The following is a 19,434-nucleotide window of genomic DNA, read 5'->3' as shown; positions in this document are numbered from 1 at the left end:
ATTGATTAGTACTTTACGATTGTGATTAAAGAACCATCAGAAAGCTTGGTTTGGCCAGATGTAATAACCTCTTCGCCAAGGGATAAACCTGATAGGATTTCGATTTTGTTAGCCATCATTTTACCCAGGCTCACTCTACGTTTGAAAGCTTTATGACTTACTTTATCAACTACGTATACATAACGTTGGTTACCCAATTCATTTATAATGCATTCTGCCGGCAACTGTATGCCTGTTTTTTGACTACTAATGGCAATGTTGATTTCGGCAACCATACCGGGACGTACCTGCAGGTCAGCATTATCTACTTCTATTTTTACCATAAAAGCCCTTGATGCAGCATCTGCCACTGCCCCTACTTCGGTTATTTTACCTGTAATAGTTTTATCCAATGCCGTAATGTTAACATTGGCATCCTGCCCTATATGCAATCCATTCAGTTCACCTTCGGGTATAAATGCCAACACCTTTACTTTGCGGATATCTGCCACCACAAACAGTGGCGTGCCTGCGCTAATAATTTCGCCTACTTCGGCCTGTTTGCTCAGTAATACACCACCAATCGGTGCATAAAGTCTGGTATCGTTCAGGTTTTTTAATTCAAGCTTTTGTTTCAGTTGCGCGCTTTGTAGTGAAAAGCCTGTTTTTGTAAAATCGCTTTCGCTAAGGCTCCCCCTGCCATGCAGGAGTTTCAAACGGCTGTATTCATCGTTTGCTTCATTTAGCTGCAAATCCGCAAGCTGCTTGTTAAGCGCATAATTGGTAGGATCAAGGCTGGCGATTAGCTGGCCCCGGGTCACAAACTGTCCTGTTTTACCTGATATAAGATTTATTTTGCCCGGCACCATAAAGCCAAGCTTTACAGTCGTACTGCCTTCTATAGTACCGCTAACGGTTATTTCGCTGGTGAATGGTGTACCCGTTAGAATTTCTGTTTGTACTGCGATGGTAGTATCTGTATCTTCTCCGGAGGACTTTTGCCCGTTGCTGCAAGCCGCCAAAAATAATAGTATGGCTAACGCCGGAAGAAGATTTCCTTTAAAGTATTTACTGTTTTTATGCTGGCCCATTTGCTGGTATTTTGATGCAAAAATGGCCGCTGTAAACGCTTTATTCTTATTGAACTGACTGAACTGACAAAAATGAGAACTGAGTATATAGTAGCGGGGACTGAGCTATGGCGCTAAAAAGAAATGGCCCGCTTTCACGGGCCACATAAATTTGTCTGCTCTGTTATGTTGTTATTCTTCCGGGAGATATAAAATAAAAGAGGAGAGCAAATTGCTCCCCTCTTTTTTATTTTCAGTAGAAGAGGGCTGGACATATTCGAGTCAACTTATCCCAATCCTCTCTAACATTTAGAATGAAATATCATCCGCTACATTCCCACCCTGAGCATCTGCAAATTGTTTGCGATACTTTTCCTGGTAGGCAGCCTGTCTCTCATTATGAGCATCAAAGTCTTCCCGGAGGTCTTTATGGATTTGGTCCATCCAGGCTACAGCAGCCATCTGGAAGTCGCCGAGAGAAATACCGTATTCATCAACTATCCATTGCGCGCCGTCTATACCATATTCATATGCTATCTGGCGGGCCACTTCAAGTTCCTCATAAAAGGCTTTATCATTTTTGATACGTTCGGTGTTTCCGGCATTCCCTGCGGAAGCACCGGCATGTAAACTACCGAGTTTAGGATGTTGCTCTGCTGAACCGAAGTGCTGGCCGAACAATGTCATAATATGATAGGTTTCATCCTGTTTCATACGTTCGGGCCAAAGCAGGGATGCTTCCTGCCATACAGGCAATTCTACGCCCAGCGCCTGCGCCACAGCGTCTTCACTCACGCCGTTGGCAATCTTTGCACAGGCGGCCCCATAGTCTTCCAGTGCAATACCGTGAATGGGAGCTAATAATGGATTCTCTGACATAATGAATAATTATTAATGATGATAGTTTTCCTGATCTTTTAACAGGCGTTCGTGGAACTTTTCGTTCTCCTCTGCCATATCGGGTACAATGCTGTTCCACTCATTAAACATGGCCCGAAGGTATTGCCGGTATAAAACAGGGTCTTTAGGATCACCTGATTCATATTCTTTCAGTAACGCCGCTGTACGCTGCTCAGCCAGGCTGCGTGCGTTGTGCAGTACCATCTGTGCTTCTGTGGATGGGTGAAATGTATTTTGCGTTTGGCAATGCGGGCAGGTAACATAGGTGGCAATCACGAACAATTTGGGAATGGTGATATTGCCACTGCATTGCGAACATACAAAACGGTCCTTTGTCTTCTCAAATTCCTCAAGCAGTTTCCTGTAGGGAGTTTCAAGATCCGGTTCCCCTGCAGCTTTCTGCAGCAGGTCTTCATACCGCATTACATTTTCTTCAAACACTCTATGCCTCTCGTAACAAGCCTCCTTGAATTTGTACAGCATATTATAGTAACTACTGCCCCCGGGGGAAGTAATAGAGGGGAATGAAGCTTCTGCAGCATGGGTAAAATCGATAATTTTCTGTTCCCTTACTTCGTTTGCTTTAGAGCGCATTTGTCTTACCTGGCCAAGCAAGCCAGCCAGCATCCGTCCATGCGCGCGTTTATAGGGGTCGGTATCTTCTTCAAATATTTCTTTCAACTGAGGAATCGCTGCTTCACATACTTCTTCCATACGTTCTTCCAGCTTTTGTAAAAAAACAAACCAACGTTCCTGGGTTTCCCTCATTTCTTCGGCCAGCATCGGGTTGTCATACTTCTTTTTAAAAAAGTCGAACATACATTAAGAGTTATTTTCTTTTTTTATATAGACACCATCTGTAAGTTTTACCTGAATAAATGTAAAACCGCAGTATCCACAGTTGGTCAAACCGTCCCTGTAAGCCCTGCCGGCTCCGCAATTAGGGCAGTCACGTGCCGCTACCTTTGCGTCTTCCATGTTAACCTCTCCCCCATAGTTTTTCTGCTCAATGGCTTTTTGTCGAAGCTTTTCAAGATAACTCAGCGTCTTATTCTTATTATCATCGCTCATAGTTCCTATAGGTTTATCAGAGCAACCGGAGCAACTCTTCTTTTTTGGTAATGTATTCAGCTTCGGTGATCAATTCTGCTTCAAAAAGGCCTTTTAGCTTTTTAAGCCGGGAGGTAATGTCTTCCTGCTGTATTTGTTCAGGTTGTGCAGCTGCAGCAGGTTTTATCTGATTCAACATTACACTTAAAGCAACAGCCTGCTGGGCAGCATCTGCTACTTTGTTGTTGTCTTTGTCCATGGCATTGGCTATGTTAAATTGTGTAAATTTATCCATATCCGTGACCATATTCATGCCCGTAACATTATCATAATGTTTGAGAACTTCTTCGGGCAATGTAGCACTGGTAACCGTAAAGCGGGTCACTTCCAGCCCCAGGTCAGTAAAATTGGGTTGTATTAAGGGTTGTATTTTTTCATTCAAAACAGAAATGTTCCCGGCGATATCCAATACCGAAATATCTGCCTGTGCAAGTACTTCACCGAATTTAGGGGCAATAAAATCGCGCAGCTGCAATTCCAGTTCCACGATGCCCAGTCTTGGGTATGTACCAGCATATTCCTTAAAGAACTTCCCAACATCGGTTATCCTCACATTATATGTTCCGAATGCCCTCACTCTCACTTGTCCGAACTTATTGTCCCGCATCAGCACCGGTGCTGGTGTTCCCCATTTCAGGTTAACAAACTGGAAAGTATTAAAGAAATAAATATCTGCCTTAAAAGGGCTTTTAAATCCATATTTCCAGCCTTTCAAACGGGTCAGCAACGGAATATTTTCAGTTTCCAGCACATGCTTTCCAGCAGTAAATACATCAGCCTGCTGTCCTTCATTCAGGAATAATACGGATTGGCTTTCTCTTACAGTTAACACTGCACCGTTCTTGATCTCCTTGTCTGCGTCTGCGAATTTCCACATGAGCAGATTGGGATCAGGGGTAATTTCTTCAATAACTTCGATAAATGGTAATGCCATTTGCATTTGTTTTTATATCCTTCAAAAGTAATTACGGAAAGTTAATATTACGAAGAATTATCGTCTACAAACCGTCTACAACTTAAGTAAATGCTTACTACAGAAGGTCTACTGTATATACTTTGAGATGGCTATAGCCTACAACGCTCTCATAGGTTTGACACCAAACAAAAAAGGCCTGCATTTCTGCAAGCCTTTTTTGTTTCTCTCTCTCTCTGATTTACAGATGTCGAGCCAGCTTTCAAATATCAGATTATTTTATAAAGGCTTTATTAATCGTTGTTCCTTCCAGTTTGATTTCGTACGGCCATTGTTCATCATTGCTGTCGTTATTATCATTTAAATGTTCCCAGTGCTCAATGGGAGCACCACTAACTACCAACCACAGAAACGTGGTATTTCCTGGCACTGTAAAGTTTACATCTCCTGTGGAACTGCTATAGGTATCACCATACACACGGGAACCGTCTGCTTTCACAGCTATAAAACCATATCTCCAGCCTGCCTTATCAACTTTGATACTCCGGAACCCCGACTGACCGGCAATGCCTTTGAACTGCAATCTGATATTGGTACCGGTAGCTGGCACGTTCAGCCTGATAGCATTGTAGCCATAGTTTTGGGGACATACATCAGGACTGATCCTATACCATCCATCAGCAGACAAATTCAACGTAGATATATGTTGGTTAGCATATTGCTTTGCTACAACTTCTATTCTGGGCATATCCCAGGTAACGAATCTCCTATAGGCATCGAACAACTCATCATTGAACATCTTTTGATCTGTCTGAGTAATCCTCTTATAGGTTGCAACCACATCTTCTCCACGCCGGGCACCTTTCCAGAGCTTTGCAACAAAATCCTTTCCTCGTTTACCGGACCAATACTCCAATACAAAAGGGGAATGATATTGGTTTATCTCATGAAGAAAGGCATAATTGGTATACTTCATAAATGCCTGCAAATGGTAATTCTCAAAAGTTAACCAGGTAGGGTATACCTGCCAGAGCATATATTGGGAAGTCATTTCAAATATGGTTTGACCATTACTTCCTTGTGGAGAACTGGTATATCCCCAGCTACCATCTGCCTGAACATAATACTGGAACACATGCCCCAGTTCATGAGCCACAGCACCAAATGGCTGGGTATTGATACGTGGAGGAGTAACCCAGAGTATCCCTACCTTATTCTCAGCACCGCCACCATAAGCGGTACCATCAGTAGAGTTAGTTACATATATAAGCGCTTTCAGGCTATCGGAAACAGATCTTCCCTTTTCAACAAATTTTAATGTATCTGTATAGTATTGAAAAAATCTTTCACACTCCTGAAGGATTAGCGCAATATCAAATCGTTTATTGGGATCCGTATTAGTAGCTGGAGTAGCGCCAAAGTCCTTTGCCCAAAAAGCTACAAAATCGTCAGACTCAGCTCTTCGCTTATTACTGTAAAGGCTTGCATCATTATTGTAGTCATTATTATTCGGAACGTTCCAAATGTTTTTTGGAACATACACTTTTTTAGCTAAAGAAAGTTTTTTAACCGATAGTTCGTTTTTAAGCAGTGGTTCGTAAATTTCTTTTTTATCACAGGAATAAAAAGTTACACTGATAGCTACAGTCAGGTATTGGATAAATTTTGTCATTTTGAGTTGGGTTAATGAATATTATAATTTCAATCTGACACTAAGATAACCTTAATCAGGAGTTAACATTTCGTTGTATTTAACTAAGTATATTCAGATATTGATCTTTTTACGAATGGCACTTGCAGTAAGTTATTTTTGCTTTCATTGGGACAGAGAATAATCTGAAGAACGTATTGTATCTTCTCAGCATTGAATATTTTGAATGTAGTACTTCTTTTATGGAGGAAGCTAAAGTGTTTATAAGTGGAACTCTTACCACCGCAGAAAGATGGATATCTATGAATGGTTAAGGATTAGTTTACAAAATCTTCGAAACGACTAAGGACAAATTATATGGCTTAACTCGCGGACCAAGTAAGTAGCATGAAAAATACTTGCAAAAAATAGATATAGCAACCGTCTGGCTACTAAAAATGATCTACATTTCTAAATAGTAGCATGCGATATGGATATTCTCCATTCAAAAAAAATATTCTCTTGTACATTTTCTTTGCCCTATCTTAATCAGTCATAGACGTGCCTGTAAAAACGTGTGTATAATTGACAATCATTGCTTCCTCATATGAAAAAACTGCATGCTTTAAAAGTTCCTATTCTGACAGCGTTGCTCTTTTCCGCGACCTGCCTTCCTGCCTGTAAACAAGATACCGGACCAGCGGACAAGCGCATCAAACGGATGAATACCGCCCTTACGGCCCATCTGGCAGACTCCATTGGCGGGATAGTGAAACCCGAGCTGGCGGATAGCCTTTCCCTTACCCTCTGGGGCATCGATTCACTCGTAATATCTCCCATCGCTATTGATGTAGATGACCAGGGAAGAGTGTATTACACTACCACAGACCGGCAGAAACATTCTGAATTTGATATACGCGGGCACCGGGACTGGGAGATACCATCCATCAGCCTGCAAACGGTGGAAGATCGACGTGCATTCCTGCATAAGGAGCTGTCCCCTGAGAATAGCCAAAAGAATGAGTGGCTGGAAGACCTGAACGGCGACAGCTCTCACGACTGGCGGGACCTGACCATAGAAAAGGAACACGTATATCGTGTGGATGATATATCAGGAGATGGTGTAGCAGACCAGACGCAATTGGTCGTGGATGACTTTCATGATGAGGTGACCGATGTTGCTGGCGGGGTCCTGACCGAAGGCGATGACCTGTACGTGGCCGTAGCACCGGACCTCTGGCGCATAAAGGATAAGAACCACGACGGCATTGCAGATGAAAAAACGTCTATCTCACACGGATACGGCATCCACGTGGGCTTTAGCGGTCATGGCATGTCCGGCGTGGAGATGGGCCCTGATGGGCGCATCTACTGGCAAATAGGTGATATCGGCTTTAATGGTAAAGGGCCGGACGGACAGCAATGGTCCTTTCCCAATTGCGGTGTACTGGCCCGCTCCAACCCAGATGGCAGCGACTTTGAAATATATGCCTACGGCATCCGTAATACGCATGAATTTGCGTTTGATGCATACGGTAACATCATCAGCGAAGACAATGACGGGGACCATCCCGGTGAAAAGGAACGCCTCGTATACCTTGTGAATGGTGGTGACCAGGGCTGGCGCAGCAACTGGCAATACGGTAAATACCGCGACCCGGACAATAATACCTACAAGGTTTGGATGGATGAAAAGATGTACCTGCCCCGTTTTGAAGGACAGGCCGCTTACATCACCCCATGTATCAGCAACTTCGTAAACGGTCCTGCAGGTTTTGTATACAATCCGGGCACCGCTTTAGGCACCGCTTATAAGAATACTTTCTTTGTGGCGGAGTTTGTAGGCAATCCTTCCAACTCCGGCATACATGCATTTAAATTGAATCCCAAAGGGGCCACCTTTGAGCTGGGTGAACATAAGAAAGTACTGAACGGTATACTGGCCACGGGCATTGACTTTGGACCAGATGGTGCACTATATATAGCCGACTGGATAGACGGCTGGGATACGCATAACTACGGTCGTATCTGGAAGCTGGATGATAAAAGGGAGGCCGGTACACCGGAACGTAAAACTACCAGGGCCTTACTGGCGGAGGATTTTAGCAAACGTAAGGAAGTTGAGCTGGCCGGACTGCTGAAGAACCCGGATATGCGTGTACGCATGAAAGCCCAGTTTGAGCTGGTGAAGCGTAAAGAAAAAGGCGCTCCTCTGTTTGAGCAGACATTAAAACAAACAGACAACCAACTGGCAAGGGTACACGCAATATGGGGCCTGAGCCAGCTGGCACGGCAAGATAAACAGTATGCCAAAATATTGCTGCCCCTGTTAAAGGACAGTGATCCCGAGATACGGGCTCAGGCAGCCAAATGGCTGGGCGATATCCGCTATAAGGAAGCAGGACCAATGCTGGTGCCAGTGTTAAAGGATACTGCCAGCCGCACACGCTTCTTTGCGGCAGAAGCTCTTGGCAGGATACAGTACACCCCCGCAATACAACCGCTGATCGCCTTCCTGGAAGCGAATAACGATGAAGATGCCTATCAGCGGCATGCAGGTGCCCTGGCACTGTCCCGCATAGGTCAGGCGGAACCGCTGATCGCTTTGGCGAACAGCCCTTCCCGTGCGCTGCGTATAGCCGCCGTAGTAGCCCTGAGAAGAATGAGCCATCCGGGCATCGCCACATTCCTTAATGATAAAGATGAATTTGTGGTAACAGAAACAGCCCGCGCTATCAATGATGATTTGTCTGTTAAAGAGGCATTACCCTCTTTGGCCAACCTGCTGGGCACTACGACATTCAAAAATGAAGCGCTGATCCGCCGTGCCATCAATGCCAACCTGCGGGTAGGTACTGACAACGCCCTTCATAACCTGGTGGCCTATGCACAAAAAGCAGGCAGCCCCTCACCTATGCGGGCGGAAGCAATAGACGCTTTAAGTGTATGGGCTAAACCATCTGTGCTGGACCGTGTAGACGGCAGACTGCGCGGCGAAGTAAAAAGGAACCCTGCGCCGGTAGTGAATCTTTCCACGGCACCACTCACTGCCCTGTTAAAAGATAAGGAGCTACCTGTACGCATCAGCGCCGCCAAAGCCATTGCCAAACTGCAGATCAAACAGGCAGGTCCACAGCTGCTGGCCGCCGTAAAAACGGACCGGGATGCAGCTATGCGGGTAGCTTCATTGGAAGCACTGGCAGACCTGCAGGATACCGGTGTGGAGCAAGGGATCACCACTGCATTGGCTGACCGGGAAAAGACAGTGCGCGTAGCCGGACTGGACCTCCTGGGGAAAATGCATATATCCGAAAGTGTAATGGTGAACCTGCTCACAGGGGTAATTGCCAACAAAACCATGGAGGAAAAACAAGCGGCCCTTCTAACGCTGGGTAAACTACCGCTGAAGTATACAGAAAAGCCGCTGACCGACCTGCTGAACAAGATGGCTGCCGGTCAACTGGATCCGGACATATATCTTGAGCTGGGCGAGGCGATTGATAGCAGCCGCTCTACCCAACTGGCCGCCCGATACAAAGCGGTGAACAGTAAACTGTCGCCCGACGAGCTGATGGCCTCCTACAGCAGCTGCCTGCTGGGTGGTGATCCCGGGCGGGGCAGGCAGATATTTTTCAACAACCAGAACTCCCAGTGCATGCGCTGCCACTCTTATGATGACCGTGGCGGTAACGCAGGCCCCCGGCTAAACGGTGTTGCCGGCCGCATTACAAGGGAACAGATATTGCAGGCACTTATCTCTCCTAGCGCCCGACTGGCACCAGGATTCGGTATGGTGATACTGGAACTGAAAAATGGCAAAAAACTGAGTGGCATTCTGAAGGGAGAAACCGCAACCGGGTTAACGATCAAAGAAGGAGATGCCGAACGTACCATTGCAGCAGACCAGATAGTGCACAAAGAGTATGCTCCATCCAGCATGCCGGATATGAAACAATTGCTGTCCAAAAAAGAAATAAGGGATGTAGTAAGCTTTTTGGCAGAGCAGAAAACGAATAATTAATGCTCATATCAGCTATATAAATAAAGCCTGTATCATAATTACGATACAGGCTTTATTTATTTTTGTAATTATACCATTTTGCATATCTGTTGGGGTAACGAAAATTCCTCTATTCTTTTCTCAGGCTTTTCACCGGGTTTACTAATGCCGCTCTGATAGACTGATAACTTACAGTTAATATTGCAATTGCTACTGATAAGAAACACGCAACCGCGAATACCCACCAATGAATACTAACACGATACTGATAATCCTGCAACCATTTATACATACTCCAATATGATAATGGCGCTGCTATTAAAAATGAAATAATGACCAGCTTTACAAAATCTTTGGATAGTAAAGTTGTAATGCTGGTTACGGATGCTCCCAACACTTTCCGCACACCAATTTCCTTTATCCTGCTTTCTGCCATATATGTAGCAAGACCAAATAAACCAAGGCATGAAATAAAAATAGTAAGTCCTGCAAATAAAGCGGCTAAAGTCCCCTGGCGTTGTTCATTATCGAATTTCTTCGCATAGGCATCGTCTATGAACTTATATTCAAATGGATAATCCGGATTGTATTTCCTGAAAATAGCTTCCACATTTTTCAGGTTTTTAGTAGTAGCGTTTTTTCCGTTTAGTTTTATCTGCATCACTTTGAAAGTCATGAAGCTACTCTTCGCACCGCATATCAATATCGGTCTTGTTGGTTCATAAGGGCTGGTAAGAATAAAATCTTTAATAACCCCTACAATATGCCAGTCAATGCCAAGGTCATTTACTACTTTACCAAGCGGGTCTTTGAACTTCATTACTTTCAGCGATGATTCATTTACAATCAGTCCTGTTGAATCGGTAGGGAATTTCTTTAAATCGAAATCACGGCCTTGTATAAATTGTAACCCCGCAGTAGCACCCAACCCTTCATCAGATAAATACCGGTCGAAAGATGTTTGATCATTCGGATCCTTTCCTTCCCAACTCTGGCCCCATCCATTACTCCACCTTTCAGTAAGCGGAGAGTTTGTTTTTGTAACTGATTTCGCAATGCCAGATTCAATCAATTCATTCTTTATCAATGTGTAGTTCTTAGGTATATCGCCCGTCATGAAATGGTAAACAAGATTATCTTTGTTATATCCTGTTTCCCGGTCGCGGGCATAGTCTATCTGTTGTTTTACGATAATAGTACAGATGATAAGAATGGTGGCACATGTGAACTGCAATACAACCAGCGCTTTTCTTGGTGTTACTAATGCATTTACTTTATTAAATGTCCCTTTTAATACCTTAACAGGCTGGAAAGATGAAAGAAAGAATGCGGGGTAACTGCCAGCCAGTAAACCGGTGAACAGGATAAACCCGATAAATGCAATCCATGTATAGATACTTCCAAAATTTATAAATAATTTTTTATCCGTAAGCTGGTTGTAGCTGGGTAAACTTATCAGAACAATAATGATTGCTACAATGCCTGCCAGAAAAGCAATAAAAACAGATTCCCCGATGAACTGGCTGATGAGAGAACTTTTCTTTGCACCCACTACTTTTCGTATCCCTACTTCCTTCGCCCGCTTTTCACTTCGTGCGGTACTCAGGTTCATAAAATTGATACATGCAATCAATAATATTAATCCTGCGATGATGCTAAAAATTTTCACGAATGTGCTACGCCCCCCATTGTCTTCCACACCATTAGTGAAACTTGAATATAGGCGCCAGCGACTAAGAGGGTAAATAAACAGCTCCCATTTCATCGTTTTCGCTTCATCATTGTAATGCTGTTTCAATTCTTTTATTTTAGGAGCGATAGTAGCATAGTTTACATTTGACTTCAGCATCACATAAGTAGGAGTGCTGTTATCGTTCCAGCCCAAATCCCCTTCCACCCTGTATTTTAAAGATGACCAGGGCAGTAAGTATTCAAAATCGAATCTTGTATTGCCAGGCAAATCTTTCAGGATACCAGTAACAGTGAAATTATCTCTATTTTCAATTTTAATAATTTTCCCCATTGCCTCTTCATTGCCGAATAAACTTTTAGCTGTTTTTTCAGTAAGCACCACCGAATGCAGATCATTCAATGCTGTAGATGGATTTCCTTTCAGCATCGGGAAGCTGAACATTTGGAGAAAACCGGTATCAACCGTAATTCCCGATTTCATTATTTTTTTATCCCCAACTGAAAAAAGAAAATTATCATTCGAATTTACCCTTACGGCACGCTCTATCTCAGGCAAATCCTTTTCCACGGCCCGGGCCGTTAAAGCGGATACAGTATTCCAGCAGGCGATCTTACCATCAAATGGTACACGATTCCATACCTCGTATATTCTGCCTTTATTCTCATGAAACCCGTCGTAGCTTTTCTCGTCTTGTATCCACAGCAAAATAAGTATTGCGGCAGCCATGCCTACTGCAAGACCTATAATGTTAATTGCAGAAAATCCTTTATTACGAAGAAGATTCCGGAAAACCACTTTGAAGAAATTTCTAATCATATCAATAATTAGTTTAAATGTAACGAACAGGGTTTGCTGGGACTGTATGCCAAGACAATGCCGAATACTCATATAATTGATTTACAATGCAGTATTTATATTATAAAAGCCGGCTTGTTCGTTTTCAATACAAAAACCGTCCGCTTCCGAACACCGTTTGGACGAAAATAAAATCTTATGTAACAGGCTTGTATTTAAGAGAATGTGTATCAGTACGAAAACTGGAATAATCAATGACCATTCGTAACATGAGAAACTTGGCCATACAAAGAACCAGGTAGGCTATAAAGGATTGTAGTATGCGGAAGAAAACGGACACACTTCAAAATACATATAAACTATCTGATCTCCTAACCAATAGGATACGAATGATAAATAACCATTTCCAGGCCCTGCTGAACTGGTTCTGTTTGTTACAGACAAGAATGCTGAAGCATTTAAAGACGAAAGGTAGGCAAACGAAAACGAGGCACAGGCAATGATTTATACCTGGGCCCCATTCCATAATATAGTTTTAAAGTTACAATTGCATACCGCCGGATATCTCTATGCGTTGTCCATTGACCCAACGCGCTTCTTCTGTACATAAGAATGCAACCACACTGCCAATATCTTCTGCTACACCTGGCCTACCCAACGCAGTGATGTTGCTCACAAACTGTTGCAGCTGTTCACTGTTTCTAAGATGTCCTCCTCCAAAATCAGTCAATATGGCGCCGGGGGCTATGGTGTTTGCCCTTATACCCCGTACACCCAATTCTTTGGCCAGGTAATGTGTGAATATCTCCGTTGCTCCCTTCATACAGGCATAAGCGGAAGAACCGGGCACTGAGATACGGGTGAGACCGGAAGATACATTAACGATGCCACCACCATCGTTAATAAATGACAGCATTTTTTGCGTTAAGAAGTAAACACCTTTAAAATGGATATTCAGCAATTCATCAAACATGTCTTCGCTTACGTCAGCAATAGGGGAATACCCGCCAATGCCTGCGTTATTAACAAGATAATCGAAATGAGTAGCATCAAATCTATTCTTCAAAACATCTTGCAGCTGCGCGGTAAAAGAACCAAAACTTTTTATATCGCCGGTATTGAGTTGAAGTGTTGCGGCTTTTTGCCCATCCTGCTGTATCTGCGCTACTACTTCTTGTGCATTCTGCGCCTGGCTATTGTATGTGATGATAACATCAATTCCTCTTTCCGCAAGACGCAAAGCCATGTCTTTGCCCAGCCCTCTGCTACCGCCGGTAACAAGAGCTATTTTACTTTTCTGTTCCATCGTGTATTGTTTTTTATAATGCAAAGGTAGCGGGCAAAAACAGACTGCTGTTTGTGGCAATCAATCCATTATTTATAAAAATCAAATTATTGATGACAATTAACGATGCCCGTTCTTTCTGAAAGAGAAAGGCGCCCCGGGATTACCCCGGGACGCCTTTCTCCTATTTGTACTTTACACTTCTTATCTTATAACTGTAATTTCTCCTTTCACTACATTCACAGATCCACCCATCAGTTTCTTGTAGCTCAGCATCCATACATAAGTACCGTTCTCCACGAGTCTGCCCTGATATTTACCATTCCATCCGGTCTTGGAATCTTTACTGATAAAGATCATTTCACCCCAACGGTTGTAGATACGTAAGTCATAATCGTACATCGGACCTTGTACTATAGGTTTGAAGGTATCGTTATGACCGTCTCCATTCGGAGTGAAGGCATTCGGGAATTGTGGTTTAGGATCACAATCTTTAAATGCTATCGTAATCTGATCTGTTACAGTACCGCAACTGTTGTACACAACTACAGAGTATGTACCTGGTATTGTTACCGTGTAAGTTGGGGAGATAGAACCATCCTGCCAACGGATACCAGTAGCTTCACCCATTGTTGGGGTCAGTACCAGCGGCATACCACGGCACCAGGTAGTATCATTACCCAGCAGGGTAGTTGGTAAACCGGTTACACTAACTGTTACACTATCCATCGTTATCTGAGAACAGAATTTATCCATTACTGAGATGATGTATTTACCTGGTTCTGTGATTTCTTTCACAGGATCGGTAGTACCATCATTCCAGAGGTAGGAGATCGCATCAGGATTTGTTCCATCCAATACTACGCGTCCACCTGTACAAATGTCTCTGTCTGGACCCAGGTCAACTGTGATAGCAGATTTCAATCCTACTTTCACGGTGTCGTTCACTACGCAACCATTGCGTGTTACAGTCACCCAGTAATCGCCTGGTTTAGATACCACAATTGAGTTAGTGGTTTCTCCGCTTAACCACTGTACAGTACCACCGTCAGGATCTACTGTAAGCATCAGCGTTTCATCAGGACAGATATCAGTATCAGGTGTTAATGTAACATTTGGCGCAGGGTTTACTGTTACCGTTACAGTATCTGAAGCAACGCAACCACCTAAGGTTACATCCACCCAGTACATGTTCGATGTATTTACAGTGATTGACGGACCAGTATCGCCTGTGTTCCATACATAGGAAGCTCCCTGTACGTAAGCATTCAGTTTTACTGACTGGCCATCGCAGATATTAGCATCCGGAATGTTCACCACCGGAGGATTGGTGATTTTAACCTTGATGGAATCTGTTGTAGAACAACCACTATTTGTAACTGTTGCAGTATAAGTACCTGCAGCTGCTACACTGATCGTTTGTGAAGTTTCACCGGTAGACCAGCGGATGGTATAAGCTGCATTAGCAGTACCTGCATCCAGGGTAAGGGTGTTGCCTTTACAGATAGCGGTATCATTACCCAGGTTCACTACTGGTTTGGCAGTGTACTGCAGATTGTAAGTAACCGGATCGGATACACAACCTGTAACACCGTCTGTTACTGTGAAGGTAGCCTGAGTAGCACCTTTCAGGTCGAATACGTTGCTGGTTTGTGTAAGCGGAGTTGTTACCGCAGTAGCTGGTACAATACTTACCAGGGTGAATTTAGGTTTGCTTACTTTGTTTTTCAGCAGGATAGCAAATTTGGTATTGTTAGAACAGTTTACAGGCAGGGTAGGATCCAGTTCCGGTTTAGGACATGGATTAACCGTGATGCGCTGTACACGTTCTATTGCCTGGTTACCGCAAGCATCTGCAATCGTCCATCTTCTGATAATTACATATCCGGCACAAACATCTTTTGTGTAAGGATCTTCCTTCATCGTTGCCTTTTTCGGGAAGGTATTATCACAATTATCACGGGCATACAGGGTAGCAGCTATCTGGATAGATCCGCCACATTCCACTGTAATATCTGCAGGAGCCGGATCAATAACCGGTTTGGTTGTATCTACTACGGTGATCGTCTGGCGAATCACGGTGCTGTTACCACATTCATCTTTCGCTGTCCAGGTACGGATCAGTTTATAATTGCTGGCACATGCACCCGCAATATCCTGACGGGTCTGAGAGTAAGAGATTTTTACATTGCTGGTAGCGCTGCAATTATCTGTTGCTTTCAGGGTTGTAGAAGGACTTGGAATAGCATCACAACTGATGGTTGTATCTGCCGGAGGTATTACTGTGAATACTGGTCTGGTAGTATCCTGTACAATAATCACCTGAGACATCATGTTGGTGTTACCACATTCGTCTTTCGCCGTCCAGGTACGTGTTAATTTATAATTGTTAGAACATATTGTGGACAGGAATTCTTTTTTCTGACCAACGGTTACTGTTACAGTAGCTGAACAGTTGTCTGTAGCGGTCACTGTTGGAAGAGCAGGTACCTTATCACAATCTACTGTTACGTTAGCAGGTTGTGGGATAGAGAACACTGGTCTTGAAGTATCCTGAACAGTAATTGTTTGTCTGAGGATGGTTGTGTTACCACACATATCAGTAGCTGTCCATTTACGGATGATACGATAGTTCTGCGCACATGCACCAGCGATGGTGGCAATGGAATCAACCGGTGTTACAGTGATAGTACCAGGCGTACAATTGTCTGTAGCGGTGAGGTCTGTTTTAGCAGGGATCTTATCGCAATCCACAGAGATGTTGGCTGGTTGTGTTGCGGTGAACACAGGAGGTGTTAAGTCTCTAACTGTAATCGTCTGTTTAAGTGTTAAACTTTGATTACCGCAAGCATCTGAAACTACCCATGTACGTATCAGCTGATAATTGCTGGTACATGCACCAGGCTGGTCTACTCTAACCTCAGTAGGAGCTACCGTCATAAGACCGGCGCAATCATCTTTGGCAGTGAGGTTTACAGCAGCAGGTACCGCATCACAATTAACGGTTACGTTAGCCGGAGCAGAGGTTGTAAATACAGGAGCCGTTTTATCTACCACTGTAATAGTCTGCTGCGCAGAAGTTGTTAATCCGCAACGGTCAGTAGCAGTCCAGGTACGTCTGATCGTCTTCGTACATGCGTCTACCTGTGTAGAATCATCAACAAAAGTTATTGTTAACGTTTCATTGGTGTACGGCGCATGACTGAAGGTTGGCGTACCAAACATGGTTCCGTAATCTTTACCTGAGATACAATCAGTAGTGATTGCTGCTGGTACAGTTACTACAACCGGTGGTTTGGTAAGGAGCGACAGTTTAATCGCTTTGCTTGTATCAGGAATACATCCTCCTGAGGTTACTACACGTTTGAACCATGTATTCTGGCTAATTACACCAGGTGCATAAGTTGCACCCGTAGCACCAACTACGTTAGTGTAGCTAAGGCTGTCTATACTATAGATCCACTGGTAAGTATAAGTACCCTTACCACCACTTACTGCACCACCTAATAATGGAGCTGGTGTTTGAGTAGCACACAACAACTGGTCGGCGGTGATGGTGTTACCCAGGATCGGACCGAAGTTAGTGAGTGTAACGCTGGAAGATGTAGAACATGTACCGTTTGTAATTGTCCATGCAAGTGTTGCAGTAACACCAACTGGTACATTTACAATAGCATTTGGTTTATGAATTTCAGTAGCCGCGATGGTCACAGAAGCTGGCGATATAACTGTCCAGGTACCAACTGCTGTTGGAAGATTTGGAGTGTTACCTGCCAGTGTGAAGATAGCGGACCCACATTGTTCCTGAGCAGGACCTGCGTTAGCAGCAACTGCCTGTGGATAGTTCTTAAGTATAACAGTATCTGTAGAGATACAGGTACCGTTTGTAATAGTCCATACCAGGTAAGCAGAGTCGCCAGCGGCCACAGTTGCTCCAGAGGTTGGACTGGATGGTGCTGTGATAGTACCCGTTCCCTTTACTAATGACCACTGACCAGTTCCGATAACCGGAGTGTTGGCAGCCAGTGTAAAGTTAGGTGTCGTGCAATGGTTCTGGTCAGGCCCAGCAGCAGCTGTTGTTGGCAATGCATTGTTGGTCAGCACAACTGTTGTCTGTGAAGGCGGACATGTTCCGTTGGAAATGGTCCATGCCAGCGTAGCAGTGTTACCTGCTGGTACATTAACAGTTGTTGTTGGACTGGTTGCTGTATTGATAGTAGCAGTACCAGAAACCACGGTCCATAAACCTGTTCCTACTGTTGGTGCGTTAGCAGCCATAGTGAACAGTGCGTCATTACAATGTGTTTGAGCAGGGCCGGCAACAGAAGGTGTTGGTGTAGCGTAGTTCGTTAACACCACATCATCTGTTGTTACACAGGTTCCGTTTGTGATGGTCCAGCGCAGCGTAGCAGTACTTCCTGTTGGAACTGTTACTGCTGAAGTAGCGCTGTTTGTTGTTGTGATAGTTGCCGTACCTGAAACCACTGTCCATAAACCTGTTCCCGGGGTTGGTGAGTTACCAGCCAGGGTGAAAGCAGGATTAGCACAATTGTTCTGGTCAGGACCGGCAGCAGCCACAATATTCAGATTGTTGGTCAGTACAACATCATCTGTTAATACGCAGGTACCGTTAGTGATGGTCCAGCGCAGGGTAGCTGTATTACCAGCTAATACTGTAACTGTAGTTGTTGGACTGTTTGTTGTAGCGATAGTAGCAGTACCTGAAACGATTGTCCATACACCTGTTCCTACACTTGCAGGCGTAGCTGCCATTGTAAACAGTGCAACATTACAATGTTCCTGGTCTGGCGCTGGTGTGATGGGCGTTGGCGCTGCATAATTGGTCAGTACAACAGTACTTGATGAAGCCGGACATGTTCCGTTAGAAATGGTCCATGCCAGGGTAGCAGTGTTACCTGCTAATACAGTGACTGTCGTTGTTGGACTGGTTGGTGTTGCGATAGTAGCAGTACCAGAAACCACTGTCCATAAACCTGTTCCTACTGTTGGTGCATTAGCAGCCATCGTAAACAGATCGTTGGCACATTGTGATTGAGCAGGACCAGCAACAGAAGGTGTTGGTGTAGCATAGTTTGTTAACACTACATCATCTGTTGTGGAGCAAAGTCCGTCTGTGATCGTCCATCTCAGTGTAGCAGTGCTTCCTGTTGGAACTGTTACTGCTGAAGTCTCACTGTTTGCCGTTGTGATAGTAGCAGTACCGGAAACCACTGTCCATAAACCTGTTCCTGCACCAGGGTTGTTACCAGCCAGGGTGAAAGCAGGATTAGCACAATTGTTCTGGTCAGGACCGGCAGCGGCTATAACATTTTGACTATTTGTGAGAACGATAGTCGTCTGTGAAGGCGGACATGTTCCGTTTGTAATAGTCCATGCCAGCGTAGCAGTGTTACCTGCTGGTACATTGACTGTCGTTGTTGGACTGGTTGCTAGTGTGATAGTAGCAGTACCGGAAACCACTGTCCATAAACCTGTTCCTACTGTTGGTGTGTTAGCAGCCATCGTAAACAGCGCATCATTACAATGTGCCTGAGCAGGACCGGCAACAGAAGGTGTTGGTACATCGTAGTTTGTTAATACTACATCGTCTGTTGTTACGCAGGTACCGTTGGTGATGGTCCAGCGCAGCGTAGCAGTGCTTCCTGTTGGAACTGTTACTGCTGAAGTGGGATTGGTGTCATCTGTTATAGTAGCAGTACCTGAAACCACTGTCCATAAACCTGATCCGGTAGCCGGAGTGTTAGCAGCCAGGGTGAAAGCAGGATTAGCACAATTGTTCTGGTCAGGACCGGCAGCGGCCAGGATATTTACATTATTTGTAAGTACAACATCATCTGTTAATACGCAGGTACCATTAGTGATGGTCCAGCGCAGGGTAGCTGTATTACCAGCTAATACCGTAACTGTAGTTGTTGGACTGTTTGTTGTAGCGATAGTAGCAGTACCTGAAACGATTGTCCATACACCTGTTCCTACACTTGCAGGCGTAGCTGCCATTGTAAACAGTGCAACATTACAATGTTCCTGGTCTGGCGCCG

General features: G+C 44.3%; 10 protein-coding genes. 1 reads left to right on the top strand and 9 read right to left on the bottom strand.

Going from position 1 to position 19,434, the window contains the following annotated elements; all coding sequences use genetic code 11:
* Positions 1–5: 5 nt before the first annotated feature.
* The 6 genes from BM176_RS24335 to BM176_RS24310 form a co-directional block, all read right to left on the bottom strand.
* Complete coding sequence (locus tag BM176_RS24335; protein ID WP_090106952.1) at positions 6–1,070, bottom strand: efflux RND transporter periplasmic adaptor subunit; 1,065 nt, start codon at positions 1,068–1,070, stop codon at positions 6–8.
* A gap of 288 nt (positions 1,071–1,358) precedes the next feature.
* Positions 1,359–1,928 (bottom strand): DUF6620 family protein, encoded by a 570-nt coding sequence (locus BM176_RS24330; protein ID WP_090106951.1) that lies wholly within the window; start codon positions 1,926–1,928, stop codon positions 1,359–1,361.
* 12 nt (positions 1,929–1,940) lie between these two features.
* Complete coding sequence (locus BM176_RS24325) at positions 1,941–2,768, bottom strand: hypothetical protein (RefSeq protein WP_143097910.1); 828 nt, start codon at positions 2,766–2,768, stop codon at positions 1,941–1,943.
* Positions 2,769–2,771: 3 nt separating this feature from the next.
* The gene (locus tag BM176_RS24320) at positions 2,772–3,020 is read right to left on the bottom strand and encodes a hypothetical protein (RefSeq protein ID WP_090106949.1); all 249 of its coding nucleotides are present in this window, start codon (positions 3,018–3,020) and stop codon (positions 2,772–2,774) included.
* Between the two features lie 16 nt (positions 3,021–3,036).
* Positions 3,037–3,993, bottom strand: coding sequence for an SPFH domain-containing protein (locus BM176_RS24315; RefSeq protein WP_090106948.1), 957 nt, complete (start codon positions 3,991–3,993; stop codon positions 3,037–3,039).
* Positions 3,994–4,246: 253 nt separating this feature from the next.
* Positions 4,247–5,644, bottom strand: a complete 1,398-nt coding sequence (locus BM176_RS24310; protein ID WP_218162272.1) for a DUF6055 domain-containing protein — start codon at positions 5,642–5,644, stop codon at positions 4,247–4,249.
* A 565-nt stretch (positions 5,645–6,209) separates the two neighbouring features.
* Between BM176_RS24310 and BM176_RS24305 the strand changes: the two genes are divergently transcribed.
* Positions 6,210–9,623, top strand: a complete 3,414-nt coding sequence (locus BM176_RS24305) for a HEAT repeat domain-containing protein (RefSeq protein ID WP_090106947.1) — start codon at positions 6,210–6,212, stop codon at positions 9,621–9,623.
* Positions 9,624–9,732: 109 nt separating this feature from the next.
* On the opposite strand, the gene BM176_RS24300 is transcribed toward BM176_RS24305, so the two are convergent.
* From BM176_RS24300 to BM176_RS24290, 3 genes are all read right to left on the bottom strand, one after another.
* Positions 9,733–12,111 (bottom strand): ABC transporter permease, encoded by a 2,379-nt coding sequence (locus tag BM176_RS24300; RefSeq protein WP_090107142.1) that lies wholly within the window; start codon positions 12,109–12,111, stop codon positions 9,733–9,735.
* Positions 12,112–12,631: 520 nt separating this feature from the next.
* Positions 12,632–13,396: an SDR family NAD(P)-dependent oxidoreductase gene (locus tag BM176_RS24295; RefSeq protein ID WP_090106946.1), complete on the bottom strand. Its 765-nt coding sequence runs from the start codon at positions 13,394–13,396 to the stop codon at positions 12,632–12,634.
* A 183-nt stretch (positions 13,397–13,579) separates the two neighbouring features.
* The gene (locus BM176_RS24290; protein ID WP_143097909.1) at positions 13,580–19,393 is read right to left on the bottom strand and encodes a gliding motility-associated C-terminal domain-containing protein; all 5,814 of its coding nucleotides are present in this window, start codon (positions 19,391–19,393) and stop codon (positions 13,580–13,582) included.
* Between the last annotated feature and the right edge of the window lie 41 nt (positions 19,394–19,434).

Source organism: Chitinophaga sp. CF118 (assembly GCF_900112615.1).
Lineage (GTDB): Bacteria > Bacteroidota > Bacteroidia > Chitinophagales > Chitinophagaceae > Chitinophaga.
Note: the sequence above shows the minus strand (reverse complement) of the source record. Positions and strands in the feature narration are given on the sequence as shown.